Source organism: Pandoraea sputorum (assembly GCF_000814845.2).
In the GTDB taxonomy this organism is placed as follows: Bacteria; Pseudomonadota; Gammaproteobacteria; order Burkholderiales; family Burkholderiaceae; genus Pandoraea; species Pandoraea sputorum.
Window position 1 is genome coordinate 2728608 of record NZ_CP010431.2, and the last position, 26015, is coordinate 2754622.

Below are 26015 nucleotides of genomic sequence, written 5' to 3' on the forward strand. Positions count from 1 at the left end.
GGGGAGCGGTTCAATACGCGCTATTGCGCCACATTGACTACGAGAAGCGGGCGATCGATTTCTCGCGCCACGCGCTCGTTCTCGTGTCCCCGGAACCACGAGAACATACCGTTGCGGTCCTCTGCCCCTACGACTACGACATCGGCCTTCCAACTACGCGCCTCCCGTTTGATGGCGCACGCCACGTCCTCGGTCAGACGAGTGTGCGAGACCAGACGCTCGATCGTCATACCGGGGTTACCTTCGGCCATCACTGCCTGCGCTTTCGCCAACGCGTGATCGGCCGTCCGGGTTTCGAGCGTTGGGGAGATGAGAAACTGACGCAGTTGAGCCAGGTCGATACCCCGGTCTTCGACGAACAACGCCAGAAGCCGGGCATGTGGCGGGGCAAGCCGCAAGCCCACACGCACCGCGTGTAGCGAAGCGTCGCTGCCGTCTACAGCAAACAAGAGGCGCTTCGCTGGGTGCAGCGTCGATTCGTCCGCATCGCCTGGCACCACAAGAATGGCGCGGTGCGTGTGCTCGGCCAATTCTGCGGACACCTTGGTCGCCAGCAGGGAAATCACGCCAGCAGTGCGCTCGGCCCCGACGACGATCAGATCGGCGTCCCAGTCCCGGGCAGCGCGCGCCAATTGTGTGGCTATCTCGACGTTTCCGAGCGCCGGGCCGAGCAAGCGCAGATGGACTTGCGCACCGCTGCTTCGCAGCGTTGAACGTGCCGTTTCGAGCGACGCCAGCTCATCGTTTTTCAGTTCCTCGAACGCCTCGCGAACGTCGGCGGGCGTGGCGGAGTGGGGCAGGAGGTAGGCCTTGGGGTCCTCGAAGATTCCCATTACCAGCACCTGCGTCTGTGCCGAGCAAAGGTGCGCTGCGTAGCTGACGGCCCTGTTCGAGGCACCGCCAGGGTCGACAGCGATGAGAATTCGCTTGAAGGGGCGATGTGCGGTCTGAGGCGACAGCAATGGCGAGTTGGGAGACATGGTGGATATCACGGCAGATGCCGCGCCGAAGTGAGGTGTCGATACCAGCATAGGCACGCGAGCGGTCAGTGCGATTGCGCTCGATCAATGTTGGTTCATTGCGTAGGCACCGATGCCATGCACCCACTAAGCTGGAGGCATTCTCGCTACGACGGTGGCAACCGTGCCGAATTTCGTCATGACCGGACCCATGAATGACCTGTTGCCGTTTGCGGCGGCACTGGCGATCGGTTTGCTGATCGGTGCCGAACGGGAACGACGCAAAGGCACGACACGAGAGCGTGGTGCGGCGGGTATCCGGACGTTCGCCCTGACCGCCATGCTCGGCACCGTCACCATGTCGGCAGGGGGTGTCTGGTTTGTCGTCGCGATGGCTGTCGGTCTCAGCACACTTCTGGCCGTGGCCTACTTGCGGCCGCACGACGACCCCGGATTGACGACCGAAGTCGCGCTGCTCCTTACCCTGACGCTCGGCGCACTGGCGCAACGCGCACCGGGTCTGAGCGTCGCGCTCGGTGTGGCCGTGGCATACGTGCTACAGGTCCGCTTTCGCCTCCATCGCTTTGTGACAGGCGCCATCACCGAGCGCGAATTGCAGGACGCGCTATTGCTCGCCGTCGCCGCACTCATCATTCTTCCCGTCCTTCCCGACCGGCCAATCGACGGGTTTCACGCTCTGAACCCCTACACGATCTGGCGGTTCACGGTGGTCATGCTACTGGTCGCACTCATCGGACATATCGCGCAGCGCGTGCTCGGGCCGCGGGCAGGGCTGCCTGTCACGGGCTTCGTGTCGGGTTTTGCGTCGAGCATTGCGACGATCAGTGCCATGGGGGCCCTGGCAAAACGAAATCCCGAACGGCTTCCGACGGCCGCAGCCGGTGCAGTGTTATCGACCATTGCGACGATGATACAGCTGGGAATTGTGATCGGCACGATCCATCCCGGGGTGCTGATCCAACTGGCGTTCCCGCTTGGCGCCGGTGCGCTGAGCGCGCTGGCCTATGCCCTATGGGCACTGTGGCGCGCAAGCCGTCAGAACGGGGCGGACATGCCCGTTATCGATACGGGTATCGATCTGAAGTCGGCATTGATACTGACGCTCAGCGTCTCGCTGGTCATGCTCGCATCGGGGGCACTTTCGCAATGGTATGGGCGCGCCGGTTTACTGGTCGTGGCGATGACCGGAGGATTGGCCGATGCGCACTCGGTGGCCGCCAGCGTCACCTCGCTTGTTGAGCAGGGGCAGTTGAGCATGCCGAGCGCGGCGCTCCCCATTCTTGCCGGCGTGTCGACGAACGCATTGGCCAAAGGCGTCGTCGCGGCGATTTCGGGTGGCCCGCGGTTCGCAAAGACGGTGGTGCCCGGCCTTATCTTTGTCGTCGCCGCCATCTGGCTTGCCGACCTTTTGTCTTCCACCGGCGGGGCCTAGGCATTCGCCGGACAGACGTAAGCAGTGCTGGTGCCCCGTCAGATTAAATGGGGGGCTTGCTAAGTCTTCGCTAAGTGTCGTGCCTCAGAATTAGCCGTCATGGGCCGTGGCATTGTGCAACCGTGCAGGCCAAATGTAGTTTCCAACCGATGGATGAGAGGTTCAGATGAAACAAAGCATTACGCGTTACGATGCGGCGTCCCGGTACTTGCACTGGATCACTGCCGCACTTTTAGCGGTTCAATTTGGTGTCGCCTGGGCGATGCCGGATATCACGAAGCAAACGCCGGCCATCGGTCTCGTCGCGTGGCATCTCTCGTTAGGCGCAACGATTCTCGGGCTTACGGCAATACGGATGCTGTGGGCGCGTTGGCGGATCAAGCCGGAAAGCGGACAGAAGTCGCTTATGCATGCGTTCGCCGCAATTGCACACAAGGGGCTTTACGCACTTTTGGTGATCATGCCCGTGCTGGGCTGGATCAATGCGTCGGCAAGAGGCTACGGGGTCAAGTTCCTTGGCGTGATTCCGTTGCCTGCTTTATCGGCGCAGGGGTCATCGTTCGGTCACGCAATGGGCGACGTGCATTCGCTGCTGGCCTATGGGCTGTTGGGCGCTGTAGCGCTGCACGTTTGTGCTGCGCTTTACCATCACTGGGTGCTTCGGGACGGGACGTTGCACAAGATGCTTCCCCTGTCGAGAACATGACGCAGACTTGATGCGGGGCGCTGCCAACCGAGCACGCCGCCAGTGCGGCGTGCTCGGTTGCGGGTCGAACTTGCAATCAGAGTCCGAGATCGGACAGCCCCGGATGATCGTCCGGCCGACGCCCAAGCGGCCAGTGGAACTTGCGCTCCGATTCCTTGATCGGCAGATCGTTAATACACGAGTAGCGATTCGACATAAGCCCATCCGGGCCGAACTCCCAGTTCTCGTTACCGTACGAGCGGAACCAGTTGCCGGAATCATCTCGCCATTCGTAGGCATAGCGCACCGCGATACGGTTATCGGCAAATGCCCACAGTTCCTTGATCAGACGATAGTCGAGTTCCTTGGCCCACTTGCGCTCGAGGAATGCCTGCGCTTCGGCACGGTTGTTCACGAATTCGGCGCGGTTGCGCCATTTCGTATCGACGGTATACGCGAGCGCGACCTTGGCGGCATCTCGGCTATTCCATCCGTCCTCGGCAAGGCGGATTTTCTGAATCGCGGTCTCACGCGTGAACGGCGGAAGCGGCGGACGGCTGTCGTTGGTGGATGACACGTTGGATTACCTCACGGGTTGGGTTAAGACACGGCAAGAAGTCGACGCGCTACACGCGCGGCAGTGTCGGCGGCTTCGGTTCCGCCGAAAACGAGCGCGACCGAGATCGCGCCGTCAATCAGGATCAACAGCTCTTCGGCGAGCGCATCCGGCTGGGGCAATCCGCTCGCGGTAGTGAGTTCGCTCAGGTAATCGAGAAGCCGTTGTTTATGGAGTTTCGATACCGACCGAATACTGCTGGCCGGATCGCCAATCTCACCGGCCGCGTTCAGGAACGCACAACCGTGAAAGCCGTCGGAGGCAAACCAAGTACGCAGGGCGTCGAAGCACGATTGCAGGCGATCGAGAGGATCGTCGCTTTTCGATGTCGCAGCGACGAACCATTGCATCCAACGCTCGTCGCGCCGCAGGAGCGCAGCTTCCACCAACGCTTCCTTCGTCGGATAGTGACGATAAAGCGTTTTGCGGACCACGCCCGACTCCTTGACGATGGCATCGACGCCAGTGGCGTGAATACCCCCTGCGTAGACGAGTCGCTCGGTGGTATCGAGCAGCGCGAGTTGAGGTGCAGAGAGATCGGCGAGTTGAGAAGAGAGGGCCATTGGGAGATGCGGAGAATGATCGTTCTCTGCAGTGTAGAACGATCATTCTCCGGAGTCAATGAGATTTCAGGGAGCGCGTCGAATGTCTCGAAGTGGATATCTGTGAAGACGTTAAGAAATCGCGTTTCTGCTGATGGCTTGTGAGGGCGAATCAGATCGTTTCGATCTCAGACGAGAGGTCGACCCACCGTCGGTGATGCGCCGTTTCACGGCTCGCTGACCGATTCTGGCGCTGGGCTGGCCCGAAATTAAGGCGACTTCAAGGTATGAGTTCGCTGAAATCCTGCCGGACGAGTCGCCTGAACGATCGCGTGTCATAAGTTTGCTTCCGCAGGCGCGGCAGCCTGAATCGACACCCCGGCTTGACTTCGGTCAATGACGGCGTGGGGCGCCCTTATACAGTAGATACGGTATGTGCCGGGGATACGGAGTACATCACCACGTTATCAACTTTTGGAGTCAGCCATGGCCAACCTTACTCGATTCGATCCATTGAATATCGAAGAGCCTTTCGAAAGCTTTATCCGCAACGCCTTCTGGCGCCCGCTCGCGCTGGAAAGCAGCAAGCGCATGCAGATCAAACTCGATGTCGAGGAAGACGATACGAAGTTCACCGTTCGCGCCGACATGCCTGGCGTGAGCAAGGAGGACATCAAAGTGACACTGGATGGAAATCAGGTTTCCATCAGCGCCCACATCAGCGACTCGACGGAAAAAACGGACAACGGCAACTTCGTGCATCGCGAGCGCTATGAAGGCGATATGTATCGCAGCTTTTCATTGTCGCAAAGCGTCGACAAAGACAAGGCACAAGCGAATTACCGCGACGGCGTGCTCGAACTGGTCTTGCCGAAACGCGCCGATGCGAGCCGGCGCGAACTGACGATCCAGTGAAGCACGCGGCGTCAGCCGTCTTTCGCCTCGAGGCCGGAGCGGGGCTCGCAGGCCCTCTCCGGCAAGGCGTGCCAACTTATCCGACTGCCTCCGCAGGCTAGTGCCATCCCATCGACGGCGCTCCGTGACAAAAACGATCATGAACGAGAATAGGGGCCCGGGTACCGAAATGGGACAAGTGATCGCCGCATGGCCGCGCCGAAACATCCGTCGGCTTACCGTCTCGTTGGCAGCGGCAATGCTGCTGTTGAGCGTGCCTGCGCAGGCGGACGCCGGGCCGGCACAGCATGACGTGCTTATCCTCGTTTACCACCGCTTTTCGGAGGGCAAATCGGCGCACGATGTGGGCTCGACTACAGTGAGCCTGGAGACGTTTTGCTCTCAGCTCGAATTCTTCACTGCGAACGGTTACCGGATCGTGCCGATGGCAGATGTGCTTGCGTGGCTCGCCGGGTCTCAGGACACGTTACCGCCGCGCGCCCTCGCGCTGACGCTGGACGACGGCCACCGATCGGTCTTCGAGATTGCGTGGCCCATGCTCAAAGCCAGGTCAACGCCCGTCACGCTCTTCCTCTATCCCAGCGCGATCTCGAACGCGTCGTATGCGATGACCTGGAATCAGGTTCGCGAACTGACGAGATCGATACACGTCGGAGTCGGATCCCACACCTATTGGCACCCCAACTTCAAAACGGAGCGCGCCCGGCGCACGCCTGCCGACTATGAGCGCTTCGTACGCGATCAATTCCGGCGTTCCCGGGCATCTCTCGAAACGGCAATGGGCAAACCCGTTCAGTGGCTGGCGTGGCCATTCGGAATCTATGACCCACAGCTCGAAGCGATCGCACGCGAGGAGGGCTATCGATACGCATTCTCCATTGATGCGAAGCCCGTCACTCCTCATTCCGATCCGATGGCTATCCCGCGATACTTGATGACGCAAGAGTGCGGTGCGGTTTGCCTGCGACGCATGCTCACGCAAGCGCAGACACGCCATGATTAATCGATTGAAGTGCACCGGCGCGATAGTGCTGTGCCTGCTGGCACTGGTTCCGCTCGCCGCGAACGGTATATCGGGCACAGTCGTCGACGCAACGTCGCGGCGTCCCATACCGGGTGCAACCGTTGTCGCGGGCGCGCACGTGCAGGTGAGCGCAGAAGACGGATCGTTCACGATCCCCGAAGCGGATCCGTCTGTCACAACGCTGCAGATTAAGGCCCCGGGATTTGCAAGGGTCGCGATCCCCATGGCGCAGGCGGGGGAAGGCACTATCGTTTCAATGCCGAGGCTGCGCCCTAAGGCCGTTTATCTGTCTGCTTACGGCGTCGCGAGCCGATCGCTGCTTGCCAGCGCCGTGGCTCTCACGAACACCACGGTCATCAACGCCCTCGTGATCGATATGAAGGGCGATCGCGGCGTGACGCCATACCGGAGCCCAGCGCGAGAGCGCATCGGCGCTCAGGCGCATGTTGTGAAGGGCGCGCCGCGCGTCGCGGACCTCCCGGGATTGATCAAGTCCCTGCATGCGCGCGGCCTCTATCTCATTGCGCGAATCGTCGTTTTCAAAGACGACCCTTTGGCGCAGGCGCATCCGGAGTGGGCCGTGCGCGATGCCAGGGGCGACGTGTGGCGAGACCGGGAGCAGTTGCGATGGCTCGATCCGACATTGCCGCTCGTCTGGTCCCACAACCTTGATCTTGCGGAAGAAGCGGCGCGTATGGGATTCGACGAGATCCAGTTCGACTATCTGCGATTTCCGGATACGTCAGGTCTGCAATTTCATGAGCCCAACACAGAGGCCAATCGGGTGGCGGCCATCACCGGCTTTCTCGACGCCGCGCGCGAGCGCCTGGTGCGCTACAACGTTTACACCTCCGCCGATATCTTCGGCTACGTGTGCTGGAACCTGAACGATACCGAAATCGGGCAACGGATCGAGACGTTCGGTGCCCGCGTGGATTACATCTCCCCCATGCTTTACCCCTCAGGGTTCGCGTGGGGACTTCCCGGGTGCCGCAAGCCGACTGAACATGCCGGTGAGATCGTCGAGCGCTCGCTGGGCGAAGCCATTCGGCGCTCTGGATTGCCGGGCGTCAGATTCCGGCCATGGTTGCAGGCATTTCGAGATTACGCCTTCGATCATCGAACGTTCGGTGCGGCGGAAATCCAGGCACAGATCAGGGCGGCCGAGTCGGAGCAAACCGACGGCTGGATGCTGTGGAATCCCAGAAATCAATACGATCCCGCCACGTTGCCGCGGTAGTGCTCCGCAAATGCCACTCGTTCATTTTCGGTAGAACGACACGTGGCGCGCACAGAATTTGATTCAGGCCAAAGCGCGGGCGTCCCGAATGACTACCGTTAACGTGTCGATCGTTCCATCTGAGTTGCAGCAACGACGCTTTCACGCACCGGGGCGACGGTCGGTTGTGCGCAAACGCGTATCCGCTATTTTCAGGAGCTGCATGATGAAAGTCAGAGCCCGGTCGGCAATGGTTCGACCTGTGAGGTGGGATCGCTTTCCGGAAGCGGATATTCCGGACAGCTACAAGCAACCCGACTTAGCACCCGCCCTTGCTGTTTGCCCGGGCTGCCATGCCGTCTATCTGCGAGGGCGCTGGCAATGGCGTGCAATACCGCCTGGGGCGGCATCGGTGACCTGTTCCGCGTGTCATCGCATCGCAGACAACATGCCCGCCGCGCGCCTCTGCCTGGAAGGTGATTTCGAGGCAAAGCATCGGGCCGAGATTCTCGGACTTGTCCAGCATCGGGTACAACGCTTGCAACGAGAGCATGCGATGGATCGCGTCATGAATGTCGCCTCGGATGAGACCGGGACCGTCATTACCACGACCGGCGTGCATGCGGCACGCGATATCGGTACCGCGATTCATCGAGCCTACGGCGGAAAGCTCCAATTCGACTACGGGCACGGCCAATCCGAGTTGCGCGTGCGGTGGCATCGTCCCTGAACCGCAAGCACCCGCGCACAAGATTAGACGTCATTCACTGAGAATTCAGACCATGAACGACCTTCAACATTCTCCTTACGAAATCGTCCCCGAGGCGCCTGTGCGTCCGGCTGCGACCGGCTCCCCGGACATCATCGATCTTCCCTCGCCGGACCTGAGCGCCGGGGCCTCTCTGATGATTGCGCTTGCCCGGCGCAGAAGCACGCGGGAATATTCACCGGCTTCGTTGTCCGCCCAGCAACTCGGCGACCTTTTGTGGGCCGCCAATGGCATTAACCGCGCGGACACCGGTGGACGCACGGCACCCTCCGCGCAGGGTGTTCACGAGATCGATATTTACGCTGCGTTGCCCGAAGGAGTGTACCGGTACGACCCCATTTCGCACGAGCTGCGGCTCAAGCATGCGGTGGATGCCCGAAACCTGACCGGGTATCAGGACTTCGTCAGCAACGCGCCGCTGGATCTCGTTTATGTGGTGAGCCATGAACGCGCAGATCAGTTTCCTGCCGTGCAGCGGGACTCGTTTGCGGGGGTTGCCATCGGTGCAATCTCGCAGAACGTTTCGCTATACTGCGCCGCCTCGGGACTGGCGTGCGTAGTTCGCGGCTGGCTGAACCATCGTCTGCTCGCCGACGCCATGTCGCTGAACGAAAACGAAGTCCCCGTACTCGCACAGACGATCGGACACGCAGCGGTGACGCTCTGAAGAGCGGCGAAGCGAGGACGCAGCGTGGTGAACGCTCGAATTTACCCGCCAGCATGCTGCTGGCGGTTGTGCTGCCGCCAGTACAGCATCAGGAGTGCGCTTCCCAGCATTCCCCCCACATGGGCGAAATGCGCGATTCCGTTGAGCGTCCCGGAAACGCCTAGCGCCAACTCCGCAATACCGTAGAGCGTAGCGAACAGCCAGGCTGGAAGAGGGATGGGCGGAATAAGCAGAATGACCGTCCGGCGCGGGAACAGGACGGCAAATGCGAAGAGCAGGCCAAATACCCCGCCGGAGGCTCCCACGGTCGGATACGGCGAGGGAAGGAGCACAGACGTGACCAGCAGTTGTGTCAGCCCTGCGCTGAATGCGCTGCCGACGTAAAGCGCGAGCAAGCGCATTGCGCCGATCTCGTCTTCGATATCTCTGCCAAAGAGATAAAGCCCCCACATGTTGAAGGCGAGATGTACCCATCCCGAATGAAGCAGACTGTAGGTCAGCAGTTGCCAGACGTGAAAAGGTGCGACGGGATAAAGCGTGCCAGGGGTGTGCGCCATGTCCGAGGCTGCGGACGACAGGGGCCAAAGCGCGAGCACATCGATGGCGGTGTCGCCCACGGCCAGCTGAATCAAAAACGCCACGACGTTGATAAGGACAATGAGTTGGGTCATGGCGATTTTCGCTTTCTTCAATGAAGCACCCGGGGCAACGGGATGGGGATCGGTGCCATGAGTGCAATGTCGAAGTCGGTCCCCGCCATCGCATCGATCACCCGGTGCGCATGCGCGACAGCGACCTGAATGGCGCGATACGGGTCCGTATCCAGACAATTGCTCAGCCGAATATGAATGACGACGCCTTCCGATGCAACGGCTTCATTGCGTTCCCCCGGATCGTCGGTGTCCCCGACGCTAACACCACGCAAGACAGCGATGGGCACATAGCGCCGCTCATTGCTTGGAACAGAAAAGCCCCCCGGACCGACAAGTTTTGCCTGTGCCTCGATCTCGAAGCCTTTGTATCGCTGGTGAAGGGAAGACATGGAATCTCCGGTAAGTCATTTGAGTGATGTGCGCGTTTGCGGTGCCGTACATCTCGCCATCGGCTATCTCAAATGTATAGGCCCGTTCATGGCGATCGCCATGACGCATGTCAAAACCGCATGCGCACGGGGCCGATGCGCAGGGTTTCTCCTTACGCCGACATTGCGCGTTCGCGTTGGGGTGGGGTGGGGTGACAGGCCGTGAGCGTTGAGCAACATTGATTTGCGACAAGGCTCCCCGCAGACAACGTGCCAAGCTGAAACGGTCGCGGATCGTACTGTGACGCTCGCCGTTTTTTGGGCACCCACAGTGAGTCGCGCAGGCGGCTCGCTTCGGCCACGGAGGACGGTGCACAAAGGCGTAGTCAGGTTTGAGGAGCAGATCGATGCGTCCGTTTTCCAACAGACAAGACGCCGGACGTCAGTTGGGTCGGGCGTTGGGTCGTTACGCGGGCAAACATCCGTTGATATTAGGCGTGCCGCGAGGGGGCGTGCCCGTCGCAAGCGCCGTTGCCACCGCGCTGGGCGGCGATCTCGATCTTGTACTGGTGCGCAAACTGAGGGCTCCCGGAAATGCCGAGCTTGCGATTGGCGCCGTAGACGAATCCGGCGAGACGTTTCTGACACCTTACGCCCGAATGGGAAACCTCAAGAGCACCTATTTGCAGCAAGAGAGGCTCGCGCAACTGGAAACGTTGAAGCGCAGACGCGCCAGTCTTACGCCGGGCCGGAAGAGCATCAGCCCGCGGGGACGCATTGCGATTGTCGTCGATGACGGGGTCGCCACGGGATCCTCCATGATCGCTGCGTTGCAGGCTGTGCGGCAATACGCACCGGCTCGTCTCATCTGTGCGGTGCCGGTGGCGCCGTCAGACGCGCTTCGCGCGCTTGCCACGTATGCCGACGAAGTGGTGAGCCTCGCCACGCCGGATGACTTTGCCGCAGTGGGAGAGTTCTATGAGGACTTTGCTCAGGTAAGTGACGATGAGGTGTTGACATGCCTGAAGATGACTTGACCCGATTCCCTAATCTGCAAGGCGCGAGTTGCATGACATGAAATCGCCCCCAGCATCGGAAATCTGCAACAGCCTATTAGCGCAGCGATACTTTGCGCCAGGGGAATCGACACGCAACGACGTCTACCGCCGTGTCGCGTGCGCGCTTGCGCAGGCCGAGCAGCCCAAACACCGAGCGCATCAAGCGCGGCGCATCTACGCCAATATGCTCCGTGGAGCGATCGGTGCGGGTCGAATCATGGCCAACGCAGGGACGCTTAAATCGGCCACGATGATCAATTGCTTCGTTCATCCGATCGTGGCGCCAGATACCCAAGTTGCGCAACAGCACGACATTCTGCGCGCGATACAGAACGCCTGCCGCACACTGCGCATGGGCGGCGGCGTGGGCTACGATTTCTCGAGCGTCGCCCCATGCAACGCCAGCGTGGGCGAGGAGGGCGGTTCGACCGGAGATGTCTGTGCAGTCATCGACCGCTTCGATCTCGCCTGCCGTTCGTTGCCACTTCCCGACACACGAGGAGGTGCGCAAATGGCGGTATTGCGATGCGACCATCCTGACCTGGAGGCCTTTATCGAGGCGAAGCGCGGCAGACTGCGCTGGGCGACGTTCAACGTTTCCATCGCGGTAACCGACGCTTTCATGCACGCCGTCGAGAACGACGCCGTGTGGCAACTTCAGCACCGTGCGACGCCCGACGCGAGAACGCTGGGGCGCGGTGTACACCGACTTGTCAACGGCAACTGGTGCTACGCCACCGTACCCGCGCGTCGTTTGTGGCGCCGCATTGCCGAAGCGGCTCATGACAGTGCGGAACCCGGGCTGCTCTTCATCGACACGATTCGGCGCGCCGACGATCTGGCCGATATCGAATCGATCGCCGCGACGAACCCATGCGGTGAACAACCATTGCCTCCATGGGGGAGCTGCGTTCTCGGCCCGATCGACCTCTCACGCAGAGTCCGGCATCCGTTCGGAGTCGGTGGCAAGCCGGCGTTCGATTTTGCGACGCTCGGCCACCTCGTTCGCACACAGGTGCGAATGCTGGACAATGCCATCGATATCACGCAATGGCCAATGACGGAGCAGTGCATCGAGGCCAGGAGCAAGCGACGCATCGGTGTGGGAGTCACCGCGCTAGGCGACGCACTGACGATGATGTGCCAGCGCTACGATTCGCAAGCGGCACGCGATCTGGCCAGCGATATCGGCCGATGCCTTCGCGATAACGCTTACATGGCCTCGGCGATGCTCGCGGGCGAGCGCGGCCCATACCCGTTGTTTCGGCTCGAGCGAACCTTGTCCGCAGGTCACTTCGCCTCTTCGCTGCCCGACGCAGTGCGCGATCTCATCGCTCGGCAGGGGTTGCGTAACAGTCACTTGCTATCGATCGCCCCAACCGGCAGTGTCAGTCTGGCGTTCTGTTCAAATTGTTCGAGCGGCATCGAACCCGCTTTCGACTGGGTGTTTCAGCGGCGTATGCGCCTGAACGACGAACCGGCGCGGGACTATCGACTCAAGAATCACGCGTTTCTGTCCTTTCAGAGGCTATGCGGCGAGCAAACGGCATTGCCTGACTACTTTGTCACGGCTGGGCAGGTCTCGGGCAGCGATCACCTCAACATGGTGGCGGCCCTTCAACCGTTTATCGATGGCGGCATTTCCAAAACCGTCCTGCTCTCGAAACCCACATCGGTGCAAGAGGTAGGGACCATATTTAAGCAGGCCTGGCGTGCAGGACTCAAGGGGGTGACAGTCTTCCGCCAGGATGACATCGCCGATGCGGTACTGCATACGATCCCTTCGCCGTGCGACACCCCCCGGTGTGGCGTCGCGAGTTGATTCGCGCGCCCCGGGGTAAGGACGGCCCCTCCTGCCATCAGCGTTTCGGCGGCGTCGGGCAGTTCGCGCAAAGGTGCAGATCACCGAGATAGCCAGGAATATCCCAATGGAAATTCAATTCCGCGCTCCCCCGGGCGGGGACTCGAACGGTGCGGTGCTCGGCCATTTGTGGCATTTGCGCCGCAACGCCGTAACGCCCAGGCGGCAATTTGACGAACAGGAACGGGCCTTCGGTTCTCACTGCGAGTATCGAATGTCCGGCGGCGTCGGAGATCATCACATCCACGTCCGACAGATAGCTGCCGGACGTCGTTGCGAAGGTCATTCGCAGGTTGTATCTGGCGGCCGCCTCGCGGAATTGTTGGACTTCATCCTCACCGATGCCGCCGGTGATAAAGGGGACCTCCGACGATTTCTCGTGTGTGGTAAGGGGCGCCGATACGGCATTGTCTGCCGTCCATAGGGCAGGAAGCCAGCAAAGCAAGCAGGCTATAGCAACGAATCTGATCATGGCAATTCCCCTTGGAAGCCTCATGATGCAGCGCGCCGACGGCACGCCTACGGGCGCCCGACGGACATTTCATCGATTACATGTCGCACGCCGGGAGCGGACCACGCGGCGTTGCACGCCATCGTCTTCTCATCCAGAGAACTGACATTCCCGCGCAACGTGACCGTGCCGTCGGCGACGTGAACGGAGATATGCCGCGCATCTTCCTCGGCATGCCGCCTGAGCGCCGACTCAATCTTGCTGGTGATATCGGTCGGTGCCGCACGGCGCTTGATACGAATATCGTTGAAGACGGTGTTGACACCACGAAGGTGCGCGACGACCTTCTCTGCCGCTAGCATCTGGTAGCCCCAGTCGACTTCACCGGTCAGCGTAACGCACCCTTTTTCCACGGTGACTTGTACGGCACGCTCGGATAGCCCTGCGCTCCAAAGCAGTACGGTGCGCGCAGTACTCGCGATGTCGGCATCGGTGCGTCGATGCTCGTTGGGTACCGCTACCACCATTTCGACGACCACGGCCCGCACGCCTTCGACACGCTGCGTCGCCCGCTTTGTCGCGAGTTTCTCTGCGTAGCTATGCAGATGGCCCGACAGCGTGACGATACCGTCGTGGACTTGTACGCCGATGTCCGCGGCATTGATGGCAGGGTCCCACTCCAGTTCCTGCTCCACGTCCTTCTTCAACTGAAGATCGTTTTTCATCCTTACCTCCTTGTTTTACCGAAGGCGGTGCGCCCCGCGTCGATGACACCGCCCCACGATTCAAGCTAATCCATCGGGGCTCGGCGGGATTGACGCTGGTCAATGATCCGGTTGCATGAGCCGAATTCGGTGCCCGGATTTTCGACGCCAAACAGGGGTTGGGGACGGCGGGCGGTTCCGGTGAAGTCGTGCGTTGCCGTTACCGCTTAGCCCACGGGGCGTCACCCATGCGACCCGCGTACGAGCAGGACCGGTGTTCGGGCGATCTGCGCCACGCGTCCGGCGACCGTGCCCAGCATCCAACGAACGATGCCGCGTCGCCCGTGAGTACCCATTACGATCAGGTCGGCATGCCAGCGTTGCGCCTCCCGGACAATCGCGTGCGCAATATCGTCCCTTGTGCGGTCCGTTCTGATGAGCGCGGTGCTAGATCTGGATGACGTTTGGGCGAGCGTCAGTTTTGCCGCCTCAAGCGCACGAGTCCCTTCTTCCACGAATTCGTTTTCGAGAAAATCGACGGGGACAAGATCGCTCAGGCGCACCGCGCAATCGACCACGTAGAGTGCTCGGACATGCGTGACGCTCGTGGCAAACCGCAGGCCGAAGCACATTGCCTGCGTCGCCTGCTCGCTGCCGTCAATGGCGAACAACAAGCGATTGAGCGAATGGCTGACCTTTTCTGAAGAGATTTCGGGCACGACGAGCACCGGGCAGTTTGCGAGTCGCGCCACTGGTTCTGAAACGACACCCTCGATCCAGCGCGACAAGCCATGGTGCTGATGTGTGCCGAGCACCACCAGTTCCGCGTGCCATGCGAGCGCGTCGTCGACGAGAGCGTGCACGACGTCACCACCGTGCTGGGACAGGTCGATTGTGTGCGTTTCGACGTGAATGTCCCGCTCGGCAAAAGCGCCGGCGGCGGCGGCAACCGCCTCGTGCGCCTTCTCCGACAGTTCTGCGCGTGCCGCATTCAGCGCTTCGCCGACGAGCGAGCCTACGGGCACATGCGTGAGCGGGTTCTCAGCGACACTCACGAGACGGACCGCACCCGAGGGGGCGATAACACGTCGTGCAACGGCAATAGCATGTCTTGCCTCGCCATACGGGTCGATTGCGACGAACACGCGGGCGGGTAAGTGAGGGGGTGATTTCAGGGAAGTCGGTCCGTTCATTGTTCACCACCTTTACGAATCGGGTTGTGCCAGGGGCGCGCGATCAATGCCGAAAGCGACGTTTGAGACGCGCTCACGAACGTCACCGTCTCGCGATCCGGCCGACGGTTTCAGTTTGGACGACGCCAGCCTCCGGCAGGTTGATTGAGGTCAACCATCGGGCATGCCCCATGGGCTACGGACCGATGACAAGCGCGCAATGTGACGACGCCCACATGCCTTGTTGACTTGCATCAAGCCTCGTGCGGTGCTCGGAACTAGCGTTGAGACGGGTTCCCGGAGGGGGCATGAAACGGCGTCGCCAGACCGGGCCTGTGTAAAAACTGAGGAGACAAACATCATGCGAAGCGAGACGAGGCATGGGCGCGTTTGCGTCTTGATTTCTGCGGTATTTGCCATGCTGGCCGGGGAAGCGGGCGCACAACCGGTAGACGGCAATTGGGGGTGTGCGCAGGGTTATGGTCCCGGCATGATGCGTGACGGGAATGCCGGCCGAATGATGGGGCAGGGCATGATGGATGGGCCAGGGGGATGCGCTCCGTGTGCCGATGCCGATCGGTTCCCGCAGCGCGAGAAGCTCAACCTGAGCGTCGATCAGGTACGCAGCAATATGGAGTCATGGCTAAGACGAGCGGGCAACCCGCGCCTGAAGGTGGGTAAGGTGGCCGAGCGCGATGCCGATACGGTTTCCGTCGAAGTCGTGACGGTCGAAAAGAACGTGCTCGTGCAACGCTACGACGTGAACCGGCACTCCGGCTGCATCCGACCGGCGCGGTAGTCAGCGGCATTGCCTTGGGATCGGGGCAGACGCCTTGGGCACCTTATCCCCGTGCGAAACGACAAGCGAATGTCGGACGGCCGGGCTCAATCGTCCGCTTCAGCGGGATTTAGACGCTCTTTCCTTCTTCTGTCGTTTGCGCGACATATCGGAAATGAGCCACCGCGCAACCGCCTCGGGGCCGTTGATATCGCAGGAGGCAAGACGGCAATCGTCGTCAAGGTACGCAATCACCGATCCATTGACGACACGGTAGTGCCCCACGTACCGGCGACCGTTGATCTCGACTTCCACCGGCGTGCGGCTATCTGAATTGAATGGCGACATGATCGGGCTTGTTCCGATGTTTTTACCGCTTCACGATAGTCACGACGGCGCTCGGATTTGCACGGAAATCAGGAGATGCTTGATCTATGTCATCGCCGCTCGAAGTGCCCGGGTTTTGACCTGAGGCAAAGCCAACCGACGAATCGATGCCACTATCCAAAAGGCGCCAGACAGTCCGGCGGCGACAAATGCAGTGCCAGAACTCAAAGGAGTCGAACATGAACGACACTTCGATGGAACATCGGAATCAACGGCAGACCCTCATCAACGATGCAGATGCGCTGCTCGCGGACGTCAAAGCGCTTTTGAAGGACCTCGCCGACGAAGCAAGTCTGGAGGTGGGGCAAGCCAATCCGTCGCTCGGTGCGCGACTGCAGAATCTAACCGCGCATCTTGAGGACTTGCGCAAGACAAGCCGCCAAACAATGTCCGAATGGGCGACGGTGACAGATGGCTATGTGCACGCGCACCCGTGGAAAGCGCTCGCCGCGACGGCCTCGGTCGCGGCGGTGGCGGCAGCGGCGGGAGCGATCGCGGTGCCCAAGCTCGTGCGACGCCGGGCGCGTGCGACGGATGGCGACGTCCAGTTGTAACGCTATTGCGCAACTGCCGGACGACAGCAACGTTGGCCAGCCGGAAGCAACCCTAATCATTTGAATTTTATTGAAATTCCCAGCAAGAATGCATATTTGAGCGTCCTGATCCGTGCAGCAACGTTGGCCAGTTGTCAGCTTCGCGTAGCAACTTGAGGCAGGTGACATTCCAAAGGGGAAACGAAGGGCAGGTGTCGCTCTCGGCGTCGGAACAACGGACAGTCGAACGGATGATGGTCGTAGGAAAGATCAAATCGGATTGTGTAACTGCCTCTATCACGAGCAACTCAAATGCAGAACACTGGTGTTACTTGGTACCGCGTTTGTCGAGTTCTTTCACCAATGCACACAAGTGTCGCCGTACGTGGCGTGCGATGTAGCGAATCAATTTTAATCCGACACCAGCAGGGCGGTCGCTTGTGGCCGATAACGGGTGACCGCTTTCGACCCTCACGCGCCTTTCGGCATTTTGCGTCAAATGTCTGATCGGTGGTCGAAATCTGACTAAAGGTCAATCGGGGGCGGCAGATGCGCGTGGACAAAGCGAGCCACTTCGGCGCGCAACTCCATGTCTTCTGGCGCGCCCATGAAACCGCCATGAGGCATTGCTTCGAAGATGTGTAGCTCGCAGGGAACGTTGACGCGGCGCAGGGCGCGGTGCAGTCGAACGGCGTTCGACAGGAACAGGTCGCGCGTGCCGCTCTGGACAAAGGTCGGCACAAAACCCCGGGAGAAATCGCCGAACAGCGGCGACAGATAGGGATGAGCCAGATCGGCATCCGCCGCATACAACAGGTTGTTAGACATAAGCGGTCTGGGCAGCAATACGTCGACGAGCTGGTTTAGTACGAAGCTGTCGCCGGACTCGGTCAAATCCACTTCCGGCGACAGCAACACCAGCGCTGCCGGCAGTGGTAGCCCTTCGTCGCGCGCGCGCAGCAGCATGGCTGCGGCCAGATTGCCGCCGGCGGACCGGCCGCCGACGATGATATTGCGCGGCGAATACTGTTGCAGCAGACGCCGGTACACCGCCATGCAGTCGTCCAGCGCGGCCGGATACGGGTGCTCCGGCGGCATGCGGTAATCGATGCCCCAGCAGCGGAGGCCCAACTGGTCGGCGTGCATTTGCGCACCGATACGGCAAACTGCGCCACCGCCGAAGACCAAGCCGCCGCCATGCAGATCAACATAGATCGCGTCCTCGACCAGAGGGTTTGTCGGTGCGGCGATGTGTACTGTGGCGCCATCAACCTCCACGGTTTCCACGCTCGCGCGCAACTGGCCGGCCATCTGGGCCATCGCGGCCCCGTATTGCGCGTCGGCAGCGGCCTTCAAGCGCATCCAGCCGTCGAAGTCCTCCGGGTGGGGCGGGCAGTGCAACGCATTTAGCGGCATGCCGTCGGCATTGACGAGGCGGCGCAGCGCGGCTTGGGCCTCGACGCTGATACTGTGAGGAAAGGGGATGTCACGGGCCGGAACTCGGACTCCGTCGGCCGGGATCGTGTTCATGGCAAATCCTTCTTTAAAGTGCGTCAGGGCTGGACGGCCAGTGCTGTAGCGCCACATGCAGGGCCTCCAGACTGCGCCGCCAAGAGGTTTCGGCATCGGGCGCGCTATGCGCGAATGCGGTTGACAGTTCGAGCGTTGCATAGCCCATGAAAAAACTGCCGAGAAAGCGGATGGCATGGACCTGTTCGGCCTCGGGCAACGCGTAGCCACGCAGCACCGCGCGACTCAATTGCGCCAGTTGTGGGCCGGCACTGGCAGCAGCGAGTTCAGGCGCCAGTTGGTAGCGGGCGGCGGCGAAGCGGCCGGGGTGTCGATGCGCATAGTCGCGATGGACATCGGCCAGCGCCCACAGCGCGTCCTTGCCAGCACGGCCAGCGATCGCTTCGGTGGCGGCGTCGGCAAGTTGCCGTAGAGCAAACAGAGCAATCTGGCATTTCAGCGCGTCCAGATTTTTTACGTGGGAGTAGAGGCTGGCGAGCCGGACATTGAACCTGCGCGCCACTGCGGCGCCAGTCAGTTGTTCGAAGCCGATTTCGTCGGCCAGTTCGGCCCCGCCTTCCACGAGCCGGGCGACCGTCAATCCTGTCTTGGTCATTGAGTTCCTCGCCACAAAACTAATAGTATTAGGTTTTTTCCTAACTGTATTAGGACTCAGCCGTAGAGTCAAATTGTGCGGGGATACATGCACGTGATCTGAACGAGCATGTGCTCGGAACGAGACAGGTATCGGAGTGTCGCGAGAAATTGAACTAGGCGTCCATATCCACGACCGCAACAAGAGGCAAGTAACTAGCGACAACGAGCAACTAGAGGCATGCGTCTGTGGGATTTGGATTTCCGCGAACACCTGGCCATCGTTGCTCCCACTGGCTGGTCAAAGTTACTGCCGTCCGGCAGCGGTTGGGGCCGCTGCAAATTGAGACCCGTCGATGTGTCCGGGCAGGTTATAGATCTGGATGCTCGGGAGTGTCCTAAATTTAACATAATGTACATTATGCGAATATACGGTATGTATTTGGAGGTTGCGTCATGACACGATTTCGGCCGATCTCGGGTGCAACAGCCAGGATTGACATGCTTAGGAAAGCTACAAGCTCTTGATCCTCCTCGCTTGAGTTGAAACGCACAACAAGGAACTCGCTTTTCGGGGGCAAGCTCAGTCATTCCCGATTGACAGTCGTTAAAACGTGTGAAAGTATTCGCGGGATTAAATGGTTGCCGAATATAACAAGAACGCTGCGTCGATCGACGGCGCAAGCCAATATAACGGGGTTGTCCGAATGCTTCGTACTGCGTTTCAGACGTCATACGCCTTTGCGCGAGCGCAACTTTCCTTTGCTGCACGGCAAGGCAACGCCATTTCGACATTTTCTGTCGCACCCGACCGACTCATCGCCGTATCTCGCGTCTTGACGCACTAGCGTCTGCACGCCCTCCCGACTTACGCACCGAATATCAACGGACTTCGCCCGCATGGCGGAGTTTTTGTGTTGGCTTCACGGGCGTTAGGCCCGGGGGCGTACCGAATCCAGGGTCCGTCGCAATAAAAGAATACTCATTAGGGGAAGCAAATGAATCACGTCTACCGCGTGGTGTGGAGCGTCGCTCTTGGCATGTATCAGGTCGCATCGGAAATTGCCTGCGGCCATAGTGGCAAGTCACGATCGGTGGACCGTCGCCAGACACGCAAGGCGGCAGCCGCTGCGGCACTGGTCGCACTCTCAGGCGTGGTTCAGGCGGTGCCCGCGCCCTACGCGGGGATACTCACGCAGTCTGATAACAACGGGTTCGCGCTTTCTCCCGGCAACGCAATGGGGTGGTTCCCCGTATGGGACTGGAACGGTACCGATCTGAACATCACGATGACCGGCGTCAAGACCGTGAGTTTCAACAACCTGACTGGGCAGATCCAGGTGGGTGCTGGGGCTGCAATATACGGTGGCTCAGAGGGTATTGTCATCACGGCAACTAGCCTGCTGTCGAACCTGTCGACGCTGACGAACAACGGTACCGTGTCGGGCTCGCAAACCGGCGTGACCGTGGCCGGGGCGTTGGGTTCGATTGCCAACAATGGCCTGATTTCGAATGGGCTGTTTAACGCCGCTGCCGTTCAGGTGTCGGGGACTGTCGGAACGCTGACTAACACCGGCGCCATCACCGGCGCAAGCGATCGCGGCAATGGCATTACCGTGGCACCGGCGGACCCTGCTCTGCCTGCCCTGCTCAACCGTATTGACAATACCGGTACGATTTCCGGTGGCACGAACGGTATTAACAACGCGGGCGGGACGATCGGTACGATCTCGAACAACGTTGCCGGAACCGTAACAGGCACGATCAAGGGGCAAGTCGGCATTGTCAATACGACCAACTACCTCAACGGTACCCTCGTGGCCGGCTCGCTCGATCGGCTCGAGAACTCCGGCCTGATAACGGGAACGGACGTCGGTATTGCCAACGCGTCGACGATCGGCACGATTCACAACAATGCATCGGGTTTGATCTCGGGCACCAGCTCCTACGGGATTCGCAACGCGCTCGGCCAGATCTCCGCAATCGAGAACAGCGGCAATATCACGGGGGGCATCATCGGTGTCCAGAACCTGGCGACGATCACATCGGTCGATAACGTCGGCCAGATTTCCGGCGTATCCACCGGATTGGCCAACACTTCGCATATCAGCACATTAACCAATTCGGGCACGATTGCCGCGACCGATGTCTCGGTGGATGCGATGGGGCTGGTTAGCACCGGCCAGTTCGGCGCGCTTAGCAATAGCGGACTGATTAGCGGATTTAACGCCCTTGTGAATCAAGCGCCGGGCAATGGTGCGTCGGCTACGCTGGGCACGCTCACGAACAGCGGCACGATTGCTGGCGCTGGTGGCACGATTTCCAGCGCAGCGCATGGCGTGGCGAATTACGGTGGCACCATCGGTACGATCAACAACCTCGCCAGTGGCAAGATCACGGCGACCGGCACCAATCTGCCTGCCGGGGTTTACAACAGTGCTTCGGTCATCGGTGGCACGATGTACGGCGGTACGATCAACGCGATCAACAACGCGGGTCTGATCACGGGCGATTACTACGCGATCTATAACACCGACCGTATCAATACGATTAACAACCTCGCCGGTGGCGTGATCACGGCGTCTGGCGGCGCGATCTCGAATCAGGACCTCAACGGCAGCATCGGCCAGATCAACAACGCGGGCACCATCGGCGGCTGGATCATCAACCGCTCGGTCAACGATATGCGCATCAGTGGCGCCACCGACTCGACGTTCGGTACGCTCACGGGCGTTGGCGGCGGTGTCGGTACTATCGTGAGCACCAGCGCCGATGTGCACTTCAACGGCGGCAACCTGCTGGTCAACGACAACTTCGACCTGAACGGTACGCGTACGGCTTACAACGATGCGTCGGTGCTGCAAGTCAATCGCGCGCTTCAGGTCGCGGGTAACTATGCGCAGGCAACGGGCGCAACGCTGCAAATCGGCGTGGCAAACAACGCAGTGACGACGGGCGACATGACCACCGACAGCGGCTACGGCCGCCTGGTGGTGAGCGGCAACACCACTCTCGCCGTGGGCTCGAATGTCGCGCTGCAATCGCTAGGCTATTCGTTTGCCGCCGGGCAGCGCTATGTGGTGATCGACACCGCCGGTACCGCCAACTACAACGCGGATTCGCTGGTGTACAAGGTCAACGGTTCGACGACGCTTGCTGCAACCGGTGCTGCCGTGACCAACGGCACGCATCAGAATCTGGTGGTGACCCTCGCCCAAGGCTCGGGAAACAACGGTGGAACGCCGAGCGGTGGTAACGGTGGCAATAGCGGTGGCAATAACGGCGGTAACAACGGCGGCAACAACGGTGGCAGCGAAGGCGGCAACAACGGCGGCACTACGCCGGCGTTCGACCCGCGCAGTTATGCCACCATCGCATCCAACCCGAATGCCGTCTCGTCGCTGCGCGGGCTGCTCGGCTACACCGGCGTGAGCGACCTGCGGTTGCTAAACCTGTACAACGCGACACTGGGTTCGCTCAGCGATAACTCGACGAGTTCGGCTAACCGCGTTGGCCAGCAACTGGCACCGGTTCAGCACATCCGTGCCGCAGGTGCCGCGACGATCGACGCGTTGGGTGTGGTGAACACACACGTCAATAGCCTGCGCCTTGCACAGGCGGGCGGCACGGGCGTGGCCACGGGCGATGGCGCGTCGAATTGGGGAGTGTGGGGTGAGGCGTTTGGTGGTCACGCCAGCCAGTCGGCACGTGATGATGTCGATGGTTACAGCAGCAATTACGGCGGCCTGTTGGTCGGTGCCGACCGTGCCTTCGGCGATCACTGGCGTGCCGGTGGTGCGTTCCAGTTCTCGCGCACGGTCATCAACAACGACGGCAGCACGTCGGGCAACAACACGAGCGTGAATGGTTACGGGCTGATCGGCTATGCCACCTTCACGGGCCAGCCGTGGTACGTGAACGTATCGGGTTCGGCGGTGATGCAACGCTACAACTCGACGCGTATGGTGTCGATGCAAGGCTTCAACGGCGTTGCGAGCGGCAGCTCCAACGGTCAGCAATATGTGGCCAGTGCCGAGTTCGGTTATCCGCTGGCAGTCGGTCGCGCAGTAGTTACGCCGCTGGCGAACCTCACGTATAGCTATCTGAACCAGAACAGCTACACGGAAACTGGCGGCAACGGCACAGCGCTGTCGGTGAGCAGCGCGTCTGCGAGCTCGGTGCGCAGCGCGTTGGGTGCGAAGTTTGCACTGCCGTTCGATACGTCCTATGGCAGCCTGGTGCCGGAATTGAGCGTGCGTTGGGTGCACGAGTACAACCGTACGCGTTTGGCCACCGGGGCAAGCTTCGCTGCAGACCCGATCGGCCAGACGGGCTTCACGACAGTGGGCGCGACGCCGGTGTCTGACCTGGCGGATATTTCGTTAGGACTCACGCTCCTGCGTGCGAACAACCTGAGCGCCTCGGTTCGCTACCAGTTGCAAGCCGGTTCGGGCTTCATCTCCCACACGGGTATCGTGCGCGTGCAACAGCGTTTCTAACTTTAGGTGTTGCACCTGCGTTGACCTTTACTGGAAACAGGAGCAACACCTCGCGTGTGAGAGCGTCGGCCTACCAGGTCACGCCCCCGCCAACTCCAGCGCGAGCGCACGATAGATGTCGCGTGCGCCCTCCAGTTGGTCGAGCGCGATCGACTCGTCGATGGTGTGCGCGTCTTCCTCGTTCCCCGGGCCCAGACCAATGGTCGGAATCCCGCGGCGCCCCGCCGATTCCGATCCGTTGGTGCAAAAGCGCCAGGTGCCAAGACTCGCGACGCGGCCCGCCGACTGAACGGCGCGCCCCGCAGCAGACACCAGCGCGTGATCGTCTGCAATCTGCCACGCAGGCAACCATCGGAAAGGCCGTGCGCAGCAACCGGTGAATGTCCGCACCTTGTCTCCGGTCACGCTCAGCGTGAAGCGCTCCAGACCCGCAGCGCGCAATTGCACCTCGATCTCCGAGAGCACATCCTGCGACGTCTCCCCAGGTAGCGTGCGCCGGTCGAAGCGGATCGTCGTCGCCGTCGGAATCATCGAGATCGACGGATACGGTGTCGAGACGATGTCCGTGGGCACCAGCAGTGCGTTACCCAACGACGCGTGCGTCGGCAACTGAAGATCCTGCAAGGCGATTAGCGCCCGTGCCGCCGCATGCAGCGGATTCTCGCCGCACTCAGGCGACGCCGCATGCGCAGGCGTGCCCTCGAACGTCAGCAGAATTTCCATGCGGCCCTTCTGCCCCGACTTGATCTGAAGCTTCGACGGCTCGCAAATCACCACCGCTGCGGGCGAGCACCGGTCCAGCACCGGCGCCAACGCGAAGCCTTCGACGACTTCCTCCATCACGCTGGCCGAAACCGCGACGCGCTGCGTCAGACGCCCCGTCGCCGCAGCCTGCGCTACGCCACACATCGCAGCCGCGATGCCGCCCTTCATGTCGGTGCTGCCACGCCCGTAGAGCCGCCCGTCGCGAATCTCACCGCCGAATGGCTCGATCGACCACTCGCCCACCACGGGCACAACATCCATGTGGCCGTCGAACAGCACGGCAACATCCGTATCCGCCGGACCGATAAGGCCCAGCACCGATCCGTTCTCGTCGCGATGAATCTCGTCGAAGCCGAGATCGCGCATGTGCTGTTCGACCAGCGAGGCCATGCTCCCCTCCTCGCCCGAGAAGCTCGGCGTGCGCACCATTTCCTGCGTCAGGGCAATAACATCGATCGTCATGTCGTCATGTCTCCCGAGGCTTAGCGGTTGACCAACCGCGCCGGGACACGCAGCACCAGGATGGCACCGATGAACGCGAAGCTCGCGAGGAAGTACATGCCCCAGTCGGTCGAGCCTGTTGTGTCCTTGATCCAGCCGATCGCGTAAGGGCTGACGAATGCCGCCAATCCGGCGAAAGCGTTGATTCCGGCGATACCCGCGGCTGCACTGCGGCCTTCGAGGAAGGCCGTCGGCAAGCTCCAGAACAGCGGCGAGCACACCATGCATCCGGCAGCGGCGACCGAGAGCATGGCAACGGCCACCGGCGGGTTATGACCGAACAGTGTCGAGAGGATGAGACCGACGCCACCCACGATGAACGGAATCACCATGTGCCAACGGCGTTCGCGGGTCTTGTCCGAATGACGACACACCAGCACCATCGACACGACCGCACACGCATTGGGGATCGCCGTGAGCAAGCCAATCTCCAGCAGCGACGTCACACCGGTCGACTTGATCACCGATGGAATCCAGAACGCCAGGCCCGACAGACTCGACACCGTGCAATAGCAGATCAGCGCCATGTGCAACACCCGACGGTCCTGAAGCAGTTTCCAGAGCGACACGTGCTCGACCTTCTCGCGCGTTTCCGCCGCCACGTTATGGGCGAGGCGCGCCTTTTCGGCATCGTTGAGCCAGCGCGCATCGGTGATGCGGTCGTCGAGATACGCGAGCACCGCGACACCCAGCACGAGCGACGGCACGGCTTCAATGATGAACATCCATTGCCAGCCTGCAAAGCCGTGGCCCATATGAAATGTCTGCATGATCCAGCCAGAGAGCGGACCGCCGAGAATCCCGGCAAACGGCACGGCCGTCATGAAAATGGCGACGATCTGTCCGCGACGTGCTGACGGGAACCAGTACGTCAGGTACAGGATGATGCCCGGGTAAAAGCCCGCTTCGGCGGCACCCAACAGGAAGCGCAGCACATAGAACTGGGTCGGGGTCTGCGCGAAGGCCATGGCCGCAGAGATGAACCCCCACAGGACCATGATGCGCGCCAGCGTCTTCTTGGCGCCGATGCGGTGCATCAGCACGTTGCTGGGCACTTCGAACAGGAAGTAGCCAATGAAGAAGATGCCGGCGCCAAGGCCGTACACGGTCTCGGAAAAGCCAAGGTCGTCGAGCATCTGTAGCTTGGCGAAACCGACGTTCACTCGATCGAGGAACGCGGCCACGTAGCACAGCATCAGGAACGGCACGAGCCGCCACGCCACACGACGGTACAGTTCATTGTCGGCAGCGGCAGCGAGCGCGCCAGGGTCGGCATGCATGGAATGGTCAGGCGGGTTGCCCGCAAGGGATGCAGGGGACGGTGCGTTTTTCA

The 26015-nt window shown here is 60.9% G+C and carries 25 protein-coding genes; 12 read left to right on the top strand and 13 right to left on the bottom strand.

The features are described from left to right. Positions 1-20 precede the first annotated feature (20 nt). Positions 21-980, bottom strand: a complete 960-nt coding sequence (locus NA29_RS12060) for a universal stress protein (protein ID WP_167370895.1) — start codon at positions 978-980, stop codon at positions 21-23. 178 nt (positions 981-1158) lie between these two features. Between NA29_RS12060 and NA29_RS12065 the strand changes: the two genes are divergently transcribed. Together NA29_RS12065 and NA29_RS12070 are read left to right on the top strand one after the other, a co-directional pair. Further along, positions 1159-2412, top strand: a complete 1254-nt coding sequence (locus NA29_RS12065; RefSeq protein ID WP_039398443.1) for an MgtC/SapB family protein — start codon at positions 1159-1161, stop codon at positions 2410-2412. Between the two features lie 166 nt (positions 2413-2578). Continuing rightward, positions 2579-3118 (top strand): cytochrome b, encoded by a 540-nt coding sequence (locus NA29_RS12070; RefSeq protein WP_039398445.1) that lies wholly within the window; start codon positions 2579-2581, stop codon positions 3116-3118. Between the two features lie 76 nt (positions 3119-3194). Here NA29_RS12070 and NA29_RS12075 read toward each other — a convergent pair whose 3' ends face one another. Both NA29_RS12075 and NA29_RS12080 read right to left on the bottom strand, forming a co-directional pair. After that, positions 3195-3674, bottom strand: a complete 480-nt coding sequence (locus tag NA29_RS12075; protein ID WP_039398447.1) for a nuclear transport factor 2 family protein — start codon at positions 3672-3674, stop codon at positions 3195-3197. Between the two features lie 23 nt (positions 3675-3697). Continuing rightward, positions 3698-4276, bottom strand: coding sequence for a TetR/AcrR family transcriptional regulator (locus NA29_RS12080; RefSeq protein ID WP_039398448.1), 579 nt, complete (start codon positions 4274-4276; stop codon positions 3698-3700). A gap of 465 nt (positions 4277-4741) precedes the next feature. Between NA29_RS12080 and NA29_RS12085 the strand changes: the two genes are divergently transcribed. The 5 genes from NA29_RS12085 (at position 4742) to NA29_RS12105 (ending at position 8849) form a co-directional block, all read left to right on the top strand. Next, positions 4742-5170: an Hsp20/alpha crystallin family protein gene (locus tag NA29_RS12085; RefSeq protein ID WP_039398449.1), complete on the top strand. Its 429-nt coding sequence runs from the start codon at positions 4742-4744 to the stop codon at positions 5168-5170. Positions 5171-5408: 238 nt separating this feature from the next. Then, positions 5409-6173, top strand: a complete 765-nt coding sequence (locus tag NA29_RS12090; protein WP_039398450.1) for a polysaccharide deacetylase family protein — start codon at positions 5409-5411, stop codon at positions 6171-6173. Continuing rightward, complete coding sequence (locus NA29_RS12095; protein ID WP_039398451.1) at positions 6166-7434, top strand: putative glycoside hydrolase; 1269 nt, start codon at positions 6166-6168, stop codon at positions 7432-7434. The genes NA29_RS12090 and NA29_RS12095 overlap by 8 nt, the downstream gene beginning before the upstream one ends. Positions 7435-7522: 88 nt before the next feature. Continuing rightward, positions 7523-8143 carry a BCAM0308 family protein gene (locus NA29_RS12100; protein ID WP_224786782.1) on the top strand — a complete coding sequence of 207 codons (621 nt, stop codon included), beginning with the start codon at positions 7523-7525 and terminating at the stop codon, positions 8141-8143. Between the two features lie 52 nt (positions 8144-8195). Beyond that, the gene (locus NA29_RS12105) at positions 8196-8849 is read left to right on the top strand and encodes a nitroreductase family protein (RefSeq protein ID WP_039398452.1); all 654 of its coding nucleotides are present in this window, start codon (positions 8196-8198) and stop codon (positions 8847-8849) included. A gap of 41 nt (positions 8850-8890) precedes the next feature. Here the strand turns inward: NA29_RS12105 and NA29_RS12110 are convergent, their stop codons facing one another. Both NA29_RS12110 and NA29_RS12115 read right to left on the bottom strand, forming a co-directional pair. Further along, a complete protein-coding gene (locus NA29_RS12110) occupies positions 8891-9520 on the bottom strand; it encodes a rhomboid family intramembrane serine protease (RefSeq protein WP_039398453.1) in 630 nt (209 codons plus the stop codon). A gap of 17 nt (positions 9521-9537) precedes the next feature. Then, positions 9538-9891, bottom strand: a complete 354-nt coding sequence (locus tag NA29_RS12115; RefSeq protein ID WP_039398454.1) for a hypothetical protein — start codon at positions 9889-9891, stop codon at positions 9538-9540. 491 nt (positions 9892-10382) lie between these two features. On the opposite strand from NA29_RS12115, the gene NA29_RS12120 reads away from it, so the two are divergent. Together NA29_RS12120 and NA29_RS12125 are read left to right on the top strand one after the other, a co-directional pair. Next, positions 10383-10907: a phosphoribosyltransferase gene (locus tag NA29_RS12120; RefSeq protein ID WP_371328965.1), complete on the top strand. Its 525-nt coding sequence runs from the start codon at positions 10383-10385 to the stop codon at positions 10905-10907. A 37-nt stretch (positions 10908-10944) separates the two neighbouring features. Next, entirely contained in the window at positions 10945-12750 is a 1806-nt protein-coding gene (locus tag NA29_RS12125) for an adenosylcobalamin-dependent ribonucleoside-diphosphate reductase (RefSeq protein ID WP_052252871.1), read from the top strand. Between the two features lie 37 nt (positions 12751-12787). On the opposite strand, the gene NA29_RS12130 is transcribed toward NA29_RS12125, so the two are convergent. The 3 genes from NA29_RS12130 to NA29_RS12140 form a co-directional block, all read right to left on the bottom strand. Next, positions 12788-13261 carry a carboxypeptidase-like regulatory domain-containing protein gene (locus tag NA29_RS12130; protein ID WP_039398456.1) on the bottom strand — a complete coding sequence of 158 codons (474 nt, stop codon included), beginning with the start codon at positions 13259-13261 and terminating at the stop codon, positions 12788-12790. 47 nt (positions 13262-13308) lie between these two features. Then, on the bottom strand, positions 13309-13965 hold the full coding sequence (locus tag NA29_RS12135) for a BON domain-containing protein (protein WP_039398457.1): 657 nt from the start codon (positions 13963-13965) through the stop codon (positions 13309-13311). Positions 13966-14186: 221 nt separating this feature from the next. Beyond that, the gene (locus NA29_RS12140) at positions 14187-15137 is read right to left on the bottom strand and encodes a universal stress protein (RefSeq protein WP_039398458.1); all 951 of its coding nucleotides are present in this window, start codon (positions 15135-15137) and stop codon (positions 14187-14189) included. 340 nt (positions 15138-15477) lie between these two features. Here NA29_RS12140 and NA29_RS12145 point away from each other — a divergent pair, with 340 nt between their 5' ends. Then, positions 15478-15915 (top strand): hypothetical protein, encoded by a 438-nt coding sequence (locus tag NA29_RS12145; RefSeq protein ID WP_150777255.1) that lies wholly within the window; start codon positions 15478-15480, stop codon positions 15913-15915. Between the two features lie 99 nt (positions 15916-16014). On the opposite strand, the gene NA29_RS25755 is transcribed toward NA29_RS12145, so the two are convergent. Further along, the gene (locus tag NA29_RS25755) at positions 16015-16242 is read right to left on the bottom strand and encodes a hypothetical protein (RefSeq protein ID WP_072633268.1); all 228 of its coding nucleotides are present in this window, start codon (positions 16240-16242) and stop codon (positions 16015-16017) included. Between the two features lie 218 nt (positions 16243-16460). Between NA29_RS25755 and NA29_RS12155 the strand changes: the two genes are divergently transcribed. Beyond that, the gene (locus NA29_RS12155; protein WP_039398460.1) at positions 16461-16835 is read left to right on the top strand and encodes an ElaB/YgaM/YqjD family protein; all 375 of its coding nucleotides are present in this window, start codon (positions 16461-16463) and stop codon (positions 16833-16835) included. Positions 16836-17339: 504 nt separating this feature from the next. On the opposite strand, the gene NA29_RS12160 is transcribed toward NA29_RS12155, so the two are convergent. Both NA29_RS12160 and NA29_RS12165 read right to left on the bottom strand, forming a co-directional pair. After that, entirely contained in the window at positions 17340-18344 is a 1005-nt protein-coding gene (locus NA29_RS12160; RefSeq protein ID WP_072633269.1) for an alpha/beta hydrolase, read from the bottom strand. A gap of 13 nt (positions 18345-18357) precedes the next feature. Beyond that, complete coding sequence (locus tag NA29_RS12165; RefSeq protein WP_039398462.1) at positions 18358-18939, bottom strand: TetR/AcrR family transcriptional regulator; 582 nt, start codon at positions 18937-18939, stop codon at positions 18358-18360. A gap of 976 nt (positions 18940-19915) precedes the next feature. Here NA29_RS12165 and NA29_RS12170 point away from each other — a divergent pair. Beyond that, entirely contained in the window at positions 19916-23416 is a 3501-nt protein-coding gene (locus tag NA29_RS12170; RefSeq protein WP_052252872.1) for an autotransporter domain-containing protein, read from the top strand. 78 nt (positions 23417-23494) lie between these two features. Here NA29_RS12170 and NA29_RS12175 read toward each other — a convergent pair whose 3' ends face one another. Then, entirely contained in the window at positions 23495-24643 is a 1149-nt protein-coding gene (locus NA29_RS12175) for a YgeY family selenium metabolism-linked hydrolase (RefSeq protein WP_039398463.1), read from the bottom strand. A gap of 20 nt (positions 24644-24663) precedes the next feature. Beyond that, positions 24664-25962, bottom strand: coding sequence for an MFS transporter (locus NA29_RS12180; protein WP_039398464.1), 1299 nt, complete (start codon positions 25960-25962; stop codon positions 24664-24666). Positions 25963-26015: the final 53 nt, after the last annotated feature.